Source organism: Vallitalea pronyensis (assembly GCF_018141445.1).
GTDB lineage: Bacteria > Bacillota > Clostridia > Lachnospirales > Vallitaleaceae > Vallitalea > Vallitalea pronyensis.
In genome coordinates this window covers 5,633,718-5,650,293 of the sequence record NZ_CP058649.1, presented here as the reverse complement: position 1 = coordinate 5,650,293, position 16,576 = coordinate 5,633,718, and the positions used below count along the sequence as shown (strand labels likewise).

General features: G+C 36.7%; 13 protein-coding genes. 12 read left to right on the top strand and 1 reads right to left on the bottom strand.

All coding sequences use genetic code 11. The features are described from left to right. Nucleotides 1-22: 22 nt before the first annotated feature. The 10 genes from essC to HZI73_RS23550 all read left to right on the top strand — a co-directional run bounded on the left by essC (nucleotide 23) and on the right by HZI73_RS23550 (nucleotide 11,831). Entirely contained in the window at nucleotides 23-4,588 is a 4,566-nt protein-coding gene (essC, locus tag HZI73_RS23595; protein WP_212695790.1) for a type VII secretion protein EssC, read from the top strand. A 13-nt stretch (nucleotides 4,589-4,601) separates the two neighbouring features. Next, nucleotides 4,602-5,339, top strand: a complete 738-nt coding sequence (locus HZI73_RS23590; RefSeq protein ID WP_212695789.1) for a LytR/AlgR family response regulator transcription factor — start codon at nucleotides 4,602-4,604, stop codon at nucleotides 5,337-5,339. Nucleotides 5,340-5,353: 14 nt separating this feature from the next. Next, a complete protein-coding gene (locus HZI73_RS23585) occupies nucleotides 5,354-6,178 on the top strand; it encodes a hypothetical protein (protein ID WP_212695788.1) in 825 nt (274 codons plus the stop codon). A gap of 1 nt (nucleotide 6,179) precedes the next feature. After that, nucleotides 6,180-6,428 (top strand): hypothetical protein, encoded by a 249-nt coding sequence (locus HZI73_RS23580; RefSeq protein ID WP_212695787.1) that lies wholly within the window; start codon nucleotides 6,180-6,182, stop codon nucleotides 6,426-6,428. Between the two features lie 543 nt (nucleotides 6,429-6,971). Continuing rightward, nucleotides 6,972-9,059, top strand: coding sequence for a glycohydrolase toxin TNT-related protein (locus tag HZI73_RS23575; protein ID WP_212695786.1), 2,088 nt, complete (start codon nucleotides 6,972-6,974; stop codon nucleotides 9,057-9,059). A gap of 18 nt (nucleotides 9,060-9,077) precedes the next feature. Continuing rightward, on the top strand, nucleotides 9,078-9,677 hold the full coding sequence (locus tag HZI73_RS23570; RefSeq protein WP_212695785.1) for a hypothetical protein: 600 nt from the start codon (nucleotides 9,078-9,080) through the stop codon (nucleotides 9,675-9,677). A 507-nt stretch (nucleotides 9,678-10,184) separates the two neighbouring features. Then, entirely contained in the window at nucleotides 10,185-10,562 is a 378-nt protein-coding gene (locus HZI73_RS23565) for a WXG100 family type VII secretion target (RefSeq protein WP_212695784.1), read from the top strand. 13 nt (nucleotides 10,563-10,575) lie between these two features. Beyond that, on the top strand, nucleotides 10,576-10,881 hold the full coding sequence (locus tag HZI73_RS23560; protein WP_212695783.1) for a WXG100 family type VII secretion target: 306 nt from the start codon (nucleotides 10,576-10,578) through the stop codon (nucleotides 10,879-10,881). Between the two features lie 76 nt (nucleotides 10,882-10,957). Continuing rightward, a complete protein-coding gene (locus tag HZI73_RS23555) occupies nucleotides 10,958-11,257 on the top strand; it encodes a WXG100 family type VII secretion target (protein WP_212695782.1) in 300 nt (99 codons plus the stop codon). A gap of 85 nt (nucleotides 11,258-11,342) precedes the next feature. Next, nucleotides 11,343-11,831, top strand: a complete 489-nt coding sequence (locus HZI73_RS23550; RefSeq protein WP_212695781.1) for a hypothetical protein — start codon at nucleotides 11,343-11,345, stop codon at nucleotides 11,829-11,831. Nucleotides 11,832-12,119: 288 nt separating this feature from the next. On the opposite strand, the gene HZI73_RS23545 is transcribed toward HZI73_RS23550, so the two are convergent. Next, nucleotides 12,120-13,205, bottom strand: a complete 1,086-nt coding sequence (locus HZI73_RS23545; protein WP_212695780.1) for an HD-GYP domain-containing protein — start codon at nucleotides 13,203-13,205, stop codon at nucleotides 12,120-12,122. Between the two features lie 263 nt (nucleotides 13,206-13,468). Between HZI73_RS23545 and HZI73_RS23540 the strand changes: the two genes are divergently transcribed. Next, on the top strand, nucleotides 13,469-15,082 hold the full coding sequence (locus HZI73_RS23540) for a putative manganese-dependent inorganic diphosphatase (protein WP_212695779.1): 1,614 nt from the start codon (nucleotides 13,469-13,471) through the stop codon (nucleotides 15,080-15,082). Nucleotides 15,083-15,187: 105 nt separating this feature from the next. After that, nucleotides 15,188-16,405: an HD domain-containing phosphohydrolase gene (locus HZI73_RS23535; RefSeq protein ID WP_212695778.1), complete on the top strand. Its 1,218-nt coding sequence runs from the start codon at nucleotides 15,188-15,190 to the stop codon at nucleotides 16,403-16,405. The last annotated feature ends 171 nt before the right edge of the window (nucleotides 16,406-16,576 follow it).

The window sequence follows — 16,576 nt, the reverse complement described above, 5'->3', positions numbered from 1 at the left end:
TGCTTTGGAGGCGAAAACTTCTATGAAGAAATTAGTACTATATGTGTATTATCAAGATACCGTACAAGAATATCGATTAAGCAACCCTGGTCAAGTCATGAAAATTTCACTGTCAACGAAGCTTCCTGTCATAGCACTGGATGGCGAATGGTTTTTGTCCCCCCCTAAGTCCATGACAGTCACCAAAAAACAACTTGTCATAGGTGAAAAAGTTGCTGTTTCCATGGATAGTAGTGAGGAAGCCATCATCTATGTTGACGCATTGAGTCATGGGTTCGTTCTTAACAAATACAGTCTAAATCATACAAAGCAAATCACCTTTGGTAATTCAGAAAACAATACCATTGTATATGATGAATATGATATGAAGCCTAATCACGCCATGATCAACATGGAGAACGGTAGAGCCACCATTAGCGCCAAGAAAAAGAAAATGCTCTATGTGAACGGCATCAAGACAACATCATCAATTTTAAGCTTTGGTGATACCATACATATCAAGGCATGTAAAATGCTCTATCTGGGAGACGCTCTTGCTACTTATCCATCCACCCACCTAAAAGCATGTCATCTTACCCCTTATATACCCCAACAGGTAGAAGAAGACACAGAGGAAGAACAAGAAGAAACAGAAGTGAATGATGACCGATTTTTTCAACGTTCACCAAGAATTATTAAGAAACTTGAAGAAGGTCAGCTGGATATGGATTCTCCACCGCCGCCACCAGAACAAAAAGAACAGCCTTTACTCTTAACCCTTGGTCCTGCATTAACCATGGGCATGGCTATGATGATGAGTATGATGTTTACCATCTACTCCAGCAGGAATAATCCGTTTATGATGATACCGGGTATCGCCATGACAGGCGCTATGTTGACAGGGACCATACTGTGGCCTATTCTCTCAAGAGCCCATCGAAAAAAGACGAAGCGTAAAAATGAGAAAAAGAGAATTAAGCGTTATCGACGATACATGCAGATCGAATACTCTAAGCTGGAAGATAAGATTGCCTATAATAAAAAGGTCTTGTTAGGTACTTATCCTGAACCAACAGTTCTTATGAGCAGAGCTTCTAATCGTGATCGACGATTATGGGAACGTATGCCATCCAATAAAGATTTTCTGGATATTCGATTAGGTACAGGAACCGTATCACCTGCCATCACCATTAAGAAACCAAAAGATAGCTTTACCATGATTGATGACCGTTTGATGACAGAGTTAAAAGATATAAACACTAATTTTGATGGGGTTTCGGGGATGCCTATTTACTTTTCTCTTATGGAAAACAACATGTTAGGCATGATAGGTGACCGAAAAATAACAGTGGATACAGCCATGTCAACCATTGTCCATATCAGTGCATTACATAGCTATGATGAAGTTAAGATTGTATGCGTCTATAACGAAAAAGAGGCCCATCGTTGGTCATGGGTAAAACAACTACCCCACGTGTGGGCACCGGAAAAAGGCATGCGTTTTGTAGCCTCCTCAAGAGATGAAGTAAGGGATGTCTTTTTATACTTAAAAGAAGTGCTTACAAACCGTGATGAAACCGTAGAAGATGGGTTTAATGGTCCCATATTACATCTACCCCATTTTATCGTTTTTATAGCAGATGCGGATCTTGTTGAAGATGAGCTGGTGATGCGTCATTTAACCAATGCCAATGCCAGATTAGGTGTATCCACCATTTACATTTATGACAAAATTAACCGATTACCTAAGGAATGTAAAGCCTTTATTCAATGTTTTGAGGCAGAAAGTAATCTCTATAACAGAGATAGACCCGAAGATGGTCTCATGACGTTTCATCCAGACACAGTCATGGATAAAAATCTTGATGGCTATGCCAGATATTTGGCAGGTATCAAAATAAAAGAAATCGCATCCAATGCATCCATAACTTCCATGCTCACCTTTTTAGAAATGTATAAGGTGGGGAGGATAGAACACTTAGCCATAAAAGAAAGATGGGCGACAAATTTATCTTATCGAACACTGGAAGCACCATTAGGGGTTAAGGCAGGAGGCACACCTTTCTTGCTGAATATTCATGAGAAATATCATGGCCCCCATGGCTTGATTGCAGGTATGACAGGGTCAGGTAAGAGTGAATTTATTCAATCCTATATCTTATCCATGGCGGTTAATTATCATCCCCATGATGTATCCTTTATTCTTATTGATTATAAAGGTGGGGGTATGGCTAACTGCTTTATTGGACTTCCCCATATATCTGGAAGCATCACCAACTTAGGGGGGAATCAGATTCGACGATCCCTCGTATCCCTTCGCAGTGAATTAAAACGAAGACAACGTGTCTTTGCTGAGCATGGCGTTAACCACATTGATAAATATCAACAATTGTACAAAGAGGGTAAAGCCAGTGAACCTTTACCTCATCTGGTTATGATATCTGATGAATTTGCTGAACTGAAATCCCAGCAGCCAGAATTCATGCAGGAACTTGTCAGTGCTGCAAGGATTGGTCGAAGCCTAGGTGTTCATCTTATCTTGGCCACTCAGAAACCATCTGGTGTGGTGGATGATCAGATATGGAGTAACACCCGTTTTAGAATATGTCTCAAGATATTGGATAAATCAGATAGTAACGAAATGTTAAAGCGGCCAGAAGCTGCTAATATTAAAGAACCTGGTCGTTGCTATGTGCAAGTGGGCAACAATGAAATATTTGAGTTGGTACAGTCTGGTTGGAGCGGGGGCTCCTATGTTCCAACAGATGTGATTGAGAACGAAGCGGATAATCAGATATCCCTTATTGATGGCTGCGGCCGTTCTGTACAGACCGTTTCTTGTCAAGCAAAGGGTGTCAAAAGCTCCACAACACAGCTTGAAGCCGTGGTGGATTACATTGATAGGTTAGCTCAGAAAGAAGCCATTGAACCATTAAAATTATGGCTAGACCCTCTAGCTGAAGAAGTATTCATTCAAGATATTGATAACAGACAGGTAGGCTTTGATGGTGCATGTTGGCAGGAAGTAGACCATTGGTTATGCCCCCTTATTGGCTTAATTGATGATCCAGAAAACCAGAAGCAATTACCATTAACCATGGATATGGGCGATGAAGGACATCTTCTTCTAGTTGGTGCACCGGGTACAGGTAAAACCACGTTTATACAGACGCTGGTGTACTCCCTTGTTACTTCTTATTCGCCAGAATTGGTGAGTCTCTACTTCTTAGATTTTGGTGGAAGAACCATGGGATACTATAAGGACTTACCCCATACAGGAGGCATTGTATTTTCTGAAGAAGAGGACAAGTTAGAAAAACTCTTTAAAATGTTAGTGAAAGAATTAGCAACAAGAAAAAGAAAATTCTCCGAGTATGGTGTAGGTACATTAAAAGCTTATATGGAGATAACCCATAAAAAGCTACCCGCCATGATTGTTTTACTGGATAATTATGAAGCATTCAATGAACTGTATGTGGACTATGAGCCCACAATCGCCACCTTATCACGTGAAGGTGGTAATTATGGCATATTTATGGTACTGACAGCGAGTAATGCTAATTCAGTTAAGTTCAAGATAACGCAAAATATAAAATTAATGTGTACGTTGCAATTAAATGATAAATACGATTATGTGTCTATCGTAGGACAAACCAATGGTCTTGAACCTGAACAAGTGAAAGGTCGAGGATTATGTAAAGTTGAAACAGCTCTAGAATTTCAAACAGCTCTTGCATGTAAGGCTGCTAATGAAGGTGAACGGGTACAGTATTTAAGAGATGTTTTTAAAGAGATGGGTAATGCTTGGACAGGTCAGACTGCAAAAGCTATACCATTTGTACCTGAAGAAATAAGTATTCAGACGGTTACAGAACATGAAGAAAGCAACGTATATATGGAACAAGGTCTCGTGCCTATTGGGTACGATGTAACAGAAGCCGAGATTGTGGCCATTGATTTTAGTGGGTTAAGTGTTTACCCTGTACTTGGGAACGAACAGACAGGAAAAACGAATTTTATCAAAGAATTACTTTGTCTGATAACCAGTGAATTTGATTGGAAAGTATATGTCATAGAGCCATCAGGAGGTCTATTGCAAAGAGATGCATCCAGATATCAAGCAGATGGTTATATGGATAATGCAGATGATTTAGATCGTTTTATGGATGGCCTTATTGAAGAAATGAAGATAAGACACAACGATTTAAAAGGGTTTAGAGGGCAAGAGGAACAAGATGTGACGGAACATATGTATATGAAAAAGTATCAGAAGATCATGGTACTGGTGGATAACTACCACGAGTTCTTCAATATGATATCGGATAAGGCATTGAACATCGTAGAAAATATTATCAAAAATGGTCAAAACCTACAAGTTTGTTTTGTTATGACAGCTAATCCCAATCATTTGGCACCTCATGTAGGTACACCCTTGTACAGTCAAGTATTCAAAGGCATGCACGGTATTTTACTTGGTGGGAAAATGGATAGTCAGGCTATATTTGATGTGCAGATGGATTATAAAAAACGCGCAGCAGTTCTTCAACCGGGATGGGGTTATCTCATTCATCGTAGTGACTATATGACCATACGAACACCTCTACTATAAGGAGGTGGGTTCAGTGATTAACGTTGTTCTATGCGATAACTCAACTTCCTATATGGAAAAACTGAAGATAAGCATTCAAGAAATCATAGATTATAACGGATATAACATGCATGTAGCAATGTTAACCACCAAAACTTCACAAGTGCTTAAATATGTGGAGGTAAAAGATGGGATAACGTTATATATACTTGATGTGGTATATCCAGGGAATAAATTGTTAGGGTTGCAGCTTGCAAAAACATTAAGGCAAGAGAACAGAAATGCTTATATTGTGTTTAATACATACGATACGTCTATGATTCATCAAGTGGTGAAGGGGCTTATTCGTCCAGCAGGTTTTTTTACAAAACCCATCGATCGAGATGATCTAATCATTCTATTAGGGGATATCTATAGGGATTATCTTAACCTGCAAGGCGACAGGGACGAGATTTTTCATGTGAATATTGGAGCATCCATTTATAAGTTGCCCTACCATCACATTTTATACTTTGAATCTTTTCAGAAAAAAATCTATCTGCATACCCATAATCAGAGAATCGGATTCTATGAGAGTCTTGCAAACTTAAAGGGACGATTAAGTTTTGATTTTCTAAGGTGTCATCGAAGCTACCTTGTTAATGTAAATAAAATAAAGACGGTCTCGTTTACAGAGATGATTCTTGTTATGGAAAATGGTGCAAAGATTGATGTATCACGCACTTACAAACAAGCCCTAAAAAGCCGTATGGAAATTTTAGACATATGTTGAAAGGAGGAGGCATCATGCAAAAATTAGGTGAAGCGGGATATGTATTAACATCCAGAGAATTTGCTTTTCTGGCTGCGTTAACAGGCGCTGAAAATATATACGGTATTGAAGATGATACATATGCCTTAAGTCAGGAAGCCTTAAAACAAGAGTGGGACAAGGTAAAGGGACAATTAGAACATAAGAAATACATTGAAGTAGAAATAGATAATAGCATCACAGTTGACGAGGACCTGTATGCACTTATTGTTCATTGCTGTCAACCTGCCATGTTTATAAAATGTGAGAGAAAAGGTATAGGTAACAAAAGGATTTCTAGGAATTTTTATATTACCCGAGAGATTGCTGTTGAACTGGATGAAGATCATCTTATGAAGAGGAAATATGCGTTAACGCCTTTAACAACTCCAGATAAGGTAAAAGACAATTTGTTCGAATGTTACCAAAACATAGATGGCTATGAGATAGCAGACACCACCATTAAAATGCCATATAAAACATTTCAAGAAATTCTAGCACTTATTGAAGACAGTGGGCAAGATGATGTGGTGCAACGATTAATCGCCGCTGGCTGTGATAATGAGAAGGCTATGGATCTATACCAAGCATTAGAAACAAAAGATAACTATATGTTCACATCTGTCTTACAGTTTTTACCCCATAGCGATGTGCAAATGTCTTCTTTCTCACTTTTTGGTGGTGAGAAGTATCTATGGCAGAGTAATTTCATTGAATCAGAGGAAGAAGATGTGTGTTTTCATATTCGTGATAACACATCCGTGTTGGAAGAGGTGGATGCATTAGTAGCAGAAATCAATAAAATATATAGAAGGTGGTAACATGGAGCGAATTAATGTAGAGGTTATACTCATGGCCCATAATAAGCGTTATGAATTTTTGCTGCCCATAGCCATGGAAGTTAAAGTAGCCAAAAAGCTTATGGTAAAAGTGATCAGTGGTATGGAAGGCGTGATGTTGAAACGAGAAGATTTGGTGATGTATGTGGTGGATAAGGGGTGTGAAGCCGAATTAAATGTACCTATTGAACAATCTTGCATAAAAGATGGTAGTCAACTAATGCTTTTGTAACGTTCCAACCCCATATTCTGAAGTATGATGAAGTAATAGAGAGGCAGTTTCATGTACTAATAGACGTGTCGAATCATGTCACCAAGTGCATTTTATCCCATATAACGTGTCGTTCGTCAGGATTTGTTGAAATATACGCTATTTTAATATAGTGTTAAAACAGTTAAAAGAAGCAAAAGCCATCATGATATGTGCGCACATATACAAGGTGACCGTTAGATTTTGTTTAAAACAAGTTAACAGAAGATGACCCATGTTATAGACAATGGGTCATTGATAATCATGTTTGTTGCTTTTTAGATAAAATCAATTTCTAGATGAATATGCATTAAGGTTTTCAATTATCTGGAAATGTATAAAGTGTTGTGATACTATGGAGGTGGTAGTATTTCTGAAATAAGAATACAGATACGTGAATTAAGTCAAAAAGAATATGGCATAAGAAATATTGGGTACCATGTAAGCCATGTAAAGGATCAATTTAATAAGCTGCAACATGCACTTGACTGGGATGTCAAATCCTGTAATGGCATCCATGGATCCATGAGTGACATATACCGTAGCTTAAATCAATTAGACACAGGGATGATGGGTTTAGGGGATTTTTTGAAATCCTCAAAAGATGCCTATGAATCCGCAGACAAGCGAATCCATGTAGAATTAAACAAATTAAATAACCTATTTGGTATACCATCAAATCATACAGCTAATACAAGTCAAGGTCCTATAAAAGAGGATGGAGAAAATCCATTAGAAAACAGTTTGAAACATATAGGTGACTTGTTCAGAAGCATAGGACAAGCTATAACCAATATCTTTAAACCCAAAAAAGATCCAAAAGAAGTAATGGATTTAGCTGACCGCTTTATTCAAGATAATCCATATGCAAGTATTGCCTATCAAGTGGTTGAAGATGTGGATATACCACCTGTTACTGGTGATTTTGATTATGCCAATAGGCCTATTATTGGTCATCATAAAGAACCTTCAGAGTGGGATATCCATGTTTCAAATGTTCGCGAAGACATGTGGGGAAAAATCTGGTTACACATAAAAAATGTGGGTGATTTTGTCAATTCCATAATCCAAGACTTTAAAGAACTGGCAAAAAAATATCAACAAATCATGGCGTTTTTACCAGGTGACATCGAGGCACTAGAAAGAGAACCATGGGTATCAACCATGAAAAACATAGCTGACCCAGAAGGCCAGTATCAATACGCCATCAATCAGATATCAAAGGATAAAGAAGCAGCACACGCCATGATATTAGGCTGGATGGCAACCAATCCAAGTGGTAGAGGCATTGATACAAAATACTATCCCCAACTATTAGCGATACTTTTGACCTACGAGGGCAAAGGCGCACTAACCTTACAGCAGCTAGATGATAAATACCGTGAAATCTACAATGGAAATGAAGCAGCTATAAGAAAAGCCGAAGAAAAAGCCAAAGCCGAAGAGAGTAGTTTCTTAGACAAAGCCATGGAATGGACCCATACAGCTCTTGATATTCTTGGATGGATACCCTTGTGCGGTGATGTGTGTGATCTAGTGAATGCAGGACTATACCTCATAGAAGGCAATTTTTTAGATGCTGCATTATCATGCATAGCCTTTGTACCAGCCATGGGACAATTCATGAAAGGTATCTTGAAGAAGCTCTTTAACGCAGGAGACGATGCAAAAGCCATCGCTAAAATACTGGCAAAAATTGATAATCCCAAAGCTTTTATTAGTAAGCTCAAAAACGCATGTACCGATATGCTCACATGGATTAAAAATTTACCTAACGCAGTAGGTGATATGCTAGACAATCCTTTTATTAAAAAGATGTTAGGTGGAGCCAAAAAAGGTATTGATAACATTATTGATGGCATTGCTGCTACAGTTAAAAATGCTACAGAGTGGATACAGCGAAAGATTGATGATGTTGTTAATCGATTAAGCCCCCAATTAGCTACGCCAGACGGTATGCCTGTTAAATTTAATGATGTTGTTGATCAGGGTAAGAAGGATATACCCGATATACCTCGAACACCTGTGCAGGAAAATTATAATAATGTGATGAATGCAACCATTAAGAATGGTGATGAAGTTGGTGCGGGAATTGCTAAAGGGACGAGTAATCTTATCTCTGAAGCAGACAGAGTGAAACTTAGCAAATGGACTAATGCACCTAGCGATGAACTCTACTTGGCAAATAAAAAAGTGTTTGATAATGATATTTACTATGACCAAGCCACTGGAAAAACTAAATGGCCAGGACAATACGGAGATGTAAATACTAATGGTTTTGTCAATGGAAAGTATGATGATGTAGTTTTAACTAAAGGTATGGAAATTGACCGCTATGGTGGTGATAATGGTACTTTCTTTGCAGAACAGGGCATTTCAATTAATGAACGTGCAATGGCACCGAACTCTGATTTTAGTAGGTATAATATTTACGAAGTTAATGGTGACATTCCAGTTCGTAAAGGTACAATTGCTTCATGGTTTGACCAACCAGGAGGCGGTATTCAGTACCAAATTGACCCTGTGTTTGTAGAATCAATTAAAAGTAAGCTTAATCCGGGGGAAAGATTCATTGAAGGATTAATCCGCTTGAGATATCTTGTAAGAAAATAATTCAAGGAGGTACTTATAATGCTTGATATGGGTTACATAAACAAGTTGAGTGAATATGTAGGCAAAAAAATAAATTGCTCAATTGATGAAAAAAGGATAGTGATTTTTGCAGATGCAGAAGTAAATTACATTTTAAATAAGCTTGATACACGATATATACTATCTATGAGTGAAAGAGGTGTTAAAACTAAGCTAGCGGAGTTTCATTCAAAAGATGAGATGGTAAGAAGTTTTTCTTTTTGGATGAGAGGTTTGTTAGGAAATAGTATTGATTATCCCAATGTATCTAAGTTTGAGGATGTAGAAAACCTAGATGTTTTGGAAAACTTAATAAAACAGTATACAAACTGTAATCTATATTCAATAAATCAAATGAGTGGAGACAAAATTGTGTTAACTGTGATTGAAGAAGATTTTTACGAGTTGTCCTTTGTCGATAGAACTCAAAAGAAACATTTAATAGAACATAGAGAAAGGGCACCATTTATCTTTGAACGTTTTTATACAGAGATAATACATTATGGAGAAATGTTGAAAAGATTGGAAGACTACACAATTATTTTTGACGAAAAACTAAGTTATGAGAATAAGCTTCAGTTACTTGGCTATTCCAAATAGTTGTAAGCTAATAACACAGAAGATGTAGATTTCAAGATAACATCATGTAATCGGTGGTGATTAAAGAAAGTGGTAGAGTTAACTTATAGTAAGTTTCTACCACTTTTGTATTATAATTAACTTATACTTCCCACACCAAAACTAAATGATTGATTAGTTTATGTAAAACCTTCTTTTTGTTATTTCAATAACAGAGAGGAGGTTTTTATAGTACAGATGTCTTTTCTTTACAATGTATCACCTAGTCGAATCATGTCGAAAACCTCATGTCAAATGCAGTTTATCCAATAAAACGTACCGTTCGTCAGGATTTGTTGAAATCAGAATTAAAAGCATGTAACATACAACGTGTAAGGAACACCATATATACATTATATATTGGTAAAGGTTACACCTATAAGTTGAATGTAAACGAGTAGAGGCGCTATTCAACTTAAAAACAAGGTAAGTATGTTGAATTAACCATCCATTTATATCATTCAACATATGTAAATGGGAGGAATAAGAATGGTCCGACCAACAAGAAGAATTCGTCTAGAACAGGTTTTGAGACAAGTGAGTAGAATGCGACAACTTGCAGGAGAACTAAATGGAGAGTCAACAACATTACATGGCATCATTAATGATATTGTATGTGTATGGAAAGGTGAAGCGTCACAAGAATTTGTTGTACAAGGTGAAGGGTTAGAAGAAGACATTAGATGGACATCACGTAAGATATCGGACCTTGCTGACAAGATAGAGCGGGTTGCAAGAAATATCGATCGTGAAGATACGAGAAGAATACGAGAATATGAAGAATGGCAGGAAAGACAGGAAGAACGTAGACGAGAAAGAAGAGAGCGAAGAGAACGTTTAAGAAGAAGTCAGATTGCAAAAGAATAAGGAGGTTTAAGTTATGGCATCAATTAATGTAACACCGGAACAATTATTAACTGCAGCAGAAGCAGTAGAAGGCAATGTAGCAGAGTATGTAAGCCTATACAAGAAACTCATCTCAGAGGTAGAAAGCCTATCATCAAAATGGCAAGGTGAAGGTAACTCAGCTTATGCTAATCAAATAAGAGGTTTTGAACCAGAGTTTGAAAATCTTAAAAAAGTACTTGATAACTATGTATTGTTTCTAAAAGAAGCAGGGAAAATATATGGACAAACTGAAACTGGCATCAAAGAGAATGCAAGAAGGTTAGCATCAAGCAGATAGTACAATGGAGCGATTAAGTAAATAAGTCTTAATGATAAGACTTACCTATTAAAAGAACCTAGAAAGGATGAATAATATGGCACAATTTATTGTAACACCAGGTACCTTAACAACTGTAGCTGGTAATATAAGGTCTATTGACGGACAATTTCTTAGGAAGATGGAAGAAATTGAACAACATATGAATAGATTAAAAGCAAAGTGGGATAGTGAAGCAGCCAATGGCTTTATTAACAAGTTTAAAGGATTAAGAGAAAACTTTGATAACTACTCAAAAGTCATTCAGTCCTATGCTTTATTTTTAGAAAAAGCAGCTGAGGAATATGGTAAAACTGATAAAAAGATCAACAATGCAACATCGAATTTATTCGCATAATCAACTATGGGGCTGCAAAGCAGCCCTATATTTTTGATAGAGATACATCTTATCATTTAACAGCTAGGTAAAGGTGGTGATATGGGTGCACATACAGATAAATTTGGAAGCTGCAGAAGGTATAACGTCACAATTAAGTCAGATGTTACAACACATGGAACAAATAGCAGCAGATTATCGGTCAACAAGCTTAGAGATACATCCAGATGTACGAAAAAATAATATTCAACATATGTTAAGAGAAGTAGAAAGAGATATACAACAATTAATGAGCAATACAGATGCTTATGGTAATACATTATGTCAAGCTTTGCAAGCGTATAGGCAATCAGAAAAAACAGTTAGCCAACTATACCATAAACTACAAGAGGAACATAAGCATAGAAGTTGTTTAACAGATAACATCATTAATGTACATACAATAAAACCACAGACTATAAAACCCAGAAATATGCGTTATCCATGTCCATTGCCGAAAAAACATGAATTTGAAAAGGCAGAGATTTATGGTGGTTGTATTCAAAATGGAAATAATATTCTTGTTCGTTCATGGAGAAATAAACACAATAGATAAAAAAGAAGTTTTATAACGGATGACGACCTACAGGCAGAAGTATATATTAGTACGGGAGATGATCGTGTTAGCATGCAGGTTATCTATGGTGATGGCTTTTATGGCGCACATGTAAATATAAGTGAAACGTGCTATAAGCAATATAAGGATGAAATTTTAGATGTCTTAAAAAGCATGAAAATAATGGAATCCAGTGAATCATAAGGACAAAATAACCATAAAGGGGCTATCGTATAAAAACAAAGGTAGAAACAATCATTTGCTTTTATGCGATAACCCCTTTTAAAATTATAAAATTTCTTCAATGGTTACACCGTCTTCTTGACGTAAATCCACCATGTCCTTATCTATCTGGACAATAGGATAAGAAGGTGATTGGGAGTGGATAAACTTAATCACACAGACTTGACCTGTGGATAATCTGGCACGACTGCCAATATAGTTGTGTGCAATATGTTCTAAGAAGATATACATGTATTCTGTATCCAATACACCATAACACTCTTCTTCAAAGTGCTGAATAACTTTGAAGGGTGAGAATCGTTTATGATATGTACGTTCAGAAGTCATGGCATCATAGATGTCCACAATGGATACAATCTTAGCAAATGGGTGAATCTTGTCCCAGCTTAATCCAAAGGGGTAGCCGCTTCCATTCATTTTTTCATGATGTAACAGAATGGCTTGTTTGATACCTTCATGTATGTTTTTATCTTTAACCATATCATAACCAATATTAGTATGACGCTTAACGATTTCAAATTCTTCTTCGGTTAATTTGCCTGGCTTGTTGAGTAAGTCACTGCTTATCTTAGTCTTGCCAATATCATGTAACAGGCCTGCAACCGTAAGTGCTTCGGTATCAGCTTCATTTAAATGCAGCCATTGAGCAAAGATGTTACATAGCATGGAGACGTTAAGGGAATGTGTATAAGTAACGTCGTGTGACATTTTTAAATGGCATAGATGGCTAAATAAGTCACTTTGTGAACCTAAATCTTCTAGCAGTTTTGAACTAATGGAAAAGAGGTCGGTAGTTTTTACAGAGTGACCATCACTAATACGGGTCAATTGATCTTTTACCTTGGATTCTTGAACTTCATAGTCCTTAGTAAACTCTATAAAATTGTGTCGAGTCTGCTCATCAATGATAGGTTGTTGGAGTGGAGCTCTAGAGAAAGTTGGTTGCTGAATAAAATCTTTTATATAAACATATTTTATTTTATATAAGTTCAATTTTAGAATATGTCGATCCGTTAAAACAGTACCCTTTGGAAACAACAATAAACCATTTGAATAGATAACATCATCAGCTAATTCCATCCCCTCAATAACATTAAAAGTATTAATTTGTTTAATGGTATAATTTGTCATAGAATTATCATCCCCAATTTTATTAACTTCTTACATTATATCAAATATACCTACAATTTCCAACAACAATGTTATAATATTAGTACAATTCTACTATTTAAGATGATTGCACGACCTATACGTCTTAAACTAAAGAACTGTTTGGCATGAGATAAATGGATTGCACAACAACGGGTATTTTGATAGAATATATTCAACTGAGGAAAGATCATTATTCGAGTCATTTAATCATTATCAATATGCGAAAGAGAGTAGGTGTTGCTATGAATACAATTTATATATTTGGGCATCAGAATCCAGACACTGACTCCATTTGTGCAGCTTTATCTTATGCACACTTGAAAAAGCAAATAGGAAAAGATGAGTATATACCTGTTCGATTAGGACCGGTCAATAAAGAAACAACCTATGCTCTGGACTTCTTTGGCGTGGCGCCGCCTAGATTGCTGAAAGATTTAAAACCGCAAGTATCTGATTTAAACTTGCCACGTAGTGTTGTGGCCTATCAAACAGACACGATAAAAGAAGTTCTTGAGAAAATCATTAATAAGATTGGGCGTTCTATTCCCGTAGTGGATAGAAATAAACGCTTAATCGGTATTGTCTCTATTTCCGATATTGTCCCACCCTTCTTAGAATTGACCAGTAGAACGTTACTTAAGGATGCAAAAACACCGTATAAAAATATTATTCGTGAGTTAGAAGCAAAGGTTATCACTGGAGATTGCCACCAGCGAATTATCAAAGGAAACGTGTACCTCATTTCAGATCTAAAGCAAGGTCATATATTAAATGAAGAAGATATTCTCATTGCTGATTATCAGGATGATTTCATGGAGCAATATGCTACCAATGGGTGTTGCATTATCTTTGCCAATAGTCAGGATAAACATGACCTCTTGGTGGATTATCCCGGTTCGGTAATGATAACCAAGTACAGTCTCTATGAAATTGTACGATTAATCAGTTATACTGTCCCCATTACCAGTATGGTGAGAAAGGATTCCTTGGAGTATTTTACAACCTATGAAACCATCGATGATGTGATGGAAAACATGTTAACATCTGGGCATCGACGATTTCCAGTGGTGGACGAATTAGGTTATATTAAAGGCATGATATCACGAAGTAACTTGGTGGATATTAATCGGAAAAAAGCAATCTTAGTAGACCACAATGAAAAAAATCAATCCATAAAAGGTATTGAAGAAGCAGAGATTATTGAAGTCATTGACCATCATCGGGTTGCAAATGTGCAAACCATAGCTCCACTGTATTTTAGATTAGAACCACTTGGATGTACCTGTACCATTATCGCTAAGATGTACGAAGAAAATAAGATACCCATTAGTAAGCCCATGGCAGGTATTATGTTAAGTGCTATTATTTCAGATACACTACTTTTTAAGTCCCCTACATGTACCCATGAGGATAAACGGATTGGCGATATGCTGGCCAAAATAGCAGAAGTAGATATTCAGAAGTATGGTATGAAACTCATAACAGCTGGCTCATCTCTTGACAAAAAAACGCCGGATAAGATTATTTTAGGTGATATGAAGAAATTTATGTTTGGTAAGTATAAAGTCATGATATCACAGATTAACACAGGTGACTTCGCTGGGTTTTATAAAATGTTTCACGATATCTGTAAGCGTATGGAGGAAATGTGTCAGCTGGAGCAGATTGACCTTGCTGTATTGATGATAACGGATATTGTTGTAGGTGGTACGGAATTATTAGCTGTAGGGAAAGGAAGATGGATGGCAGAGAATGCTTTTAAAATGGGCAAAGAGGATACAAGCATATTCTTACCAGATGTTTTTTCTAGAAAGAAGCAAATCGTACCAGCATTGATGAATGCAGCTAAACTATAGGTAGGCAAGATGCATGTTAACAATCCTGTAATGATATAAAACTTCATGTAAATAAACCAATACCATTTACCTAAGTATCAGGTATATACAATAGGAAAGGGATGAATGATGAATATAAACTTAAATGAATTGCTGCTATCCTTATCTTATACACTGGATTTTGTCGAAATGGACGTGTTAGGGGTTACCTCTAATCATTCTAAGCGCGTAGCCTATATTGCTAATCGATTGGCTTTGTTTCTTGGTTCGCATCCAGAAGAACGCTATGATTTGGTTGCATGTGCCATACTTCATGATAACGGCGTTACCAAATACATGCTGGAGATGGCGGCTCGGGCTAAAAAACATAAGAAAAAATTTGTTCTAGAAAATGTAAAAGAGCACTGTACCATTGGACAAAAAAACATTGAAAACTACCCTTTTCTCACAGATGTAAGGGATGTTATTAAATATCACCACGAAGCTTATGACGGCTCAGGCTTTTTTGGTGTTAAAGGTATGGAAATACCCATGATGTCTCAGCTTATTTTTTTTGGAGACTATCTGGATAATAAGTTTAATTTTAAACTTATTCATTACAATAAAATAAAGCAAGTGGAGCAGTTTATTCAAGAACAAGCCAATAAGCTCTTTGCACCAGAGATTGTAGAGGCTTTTATGCAGGTAAGCCAGCAGTCTAGCTTTTGGCTGGATTTAAGTGATAATTTTATAGAATATGCCATCAAATACACACTTCCTGAGATTAAGAGAGAGGTTACCTGGTGTGAGTTGCAGCAAATCACAGAAATATTCTCAAGGATTATTGATAATAAGTCTGAATTTACTTTAAGACATTCTCATGACCTAGCCAACAAAGTTGAAAAGATGGCTCGTTACTACAAAAAAGATGAAATCGAAGTATTACAATTAAAAATAGCCGCCAATTTACATGATCTTGGAAAGCTGGCCATTAGTAATGAGATTCTAGATAAGCCCGATAGACTAAAAGAAGATGAACTGTATCTTATTCGTCAACATACCTATTTTAGCCGAATATGTTTATCACAAATCGAAGGATTTGAAGAGCTGACAGAATGGGCGTGTAACCACCATGAAAAGTTAGACGGTTCAGGCTATCCATTTGGCTTAAAAAAAGATGCATTAGATTTTAATTCACGCCTAATCATGTGCTTAGATATTTATCAAGCACTCATGGAAGAAAGGCCTTATCGTGAAGGCTTGTCCCATGAAAAAGGTATGTCTATCTTAAGGGATATGGTAGATGCTCAGTTGATTGATGGGGGTATCGTGGAAGACGTTCACGATGTATTTAAAAGCAGTTAATCATTTGGTTTACATATGACATCATTGAGGTTTAATTCTAAAATAAAAATCGAAGGGTATGGGTCATGTCATTACTTTAGGGTGGTGAGATGACTTTTTTATGAGATATCTGACAGTTACAGGTTTAAATCATATGGTATTTTATGCTATAATAGGGCATATAAGGAGGAA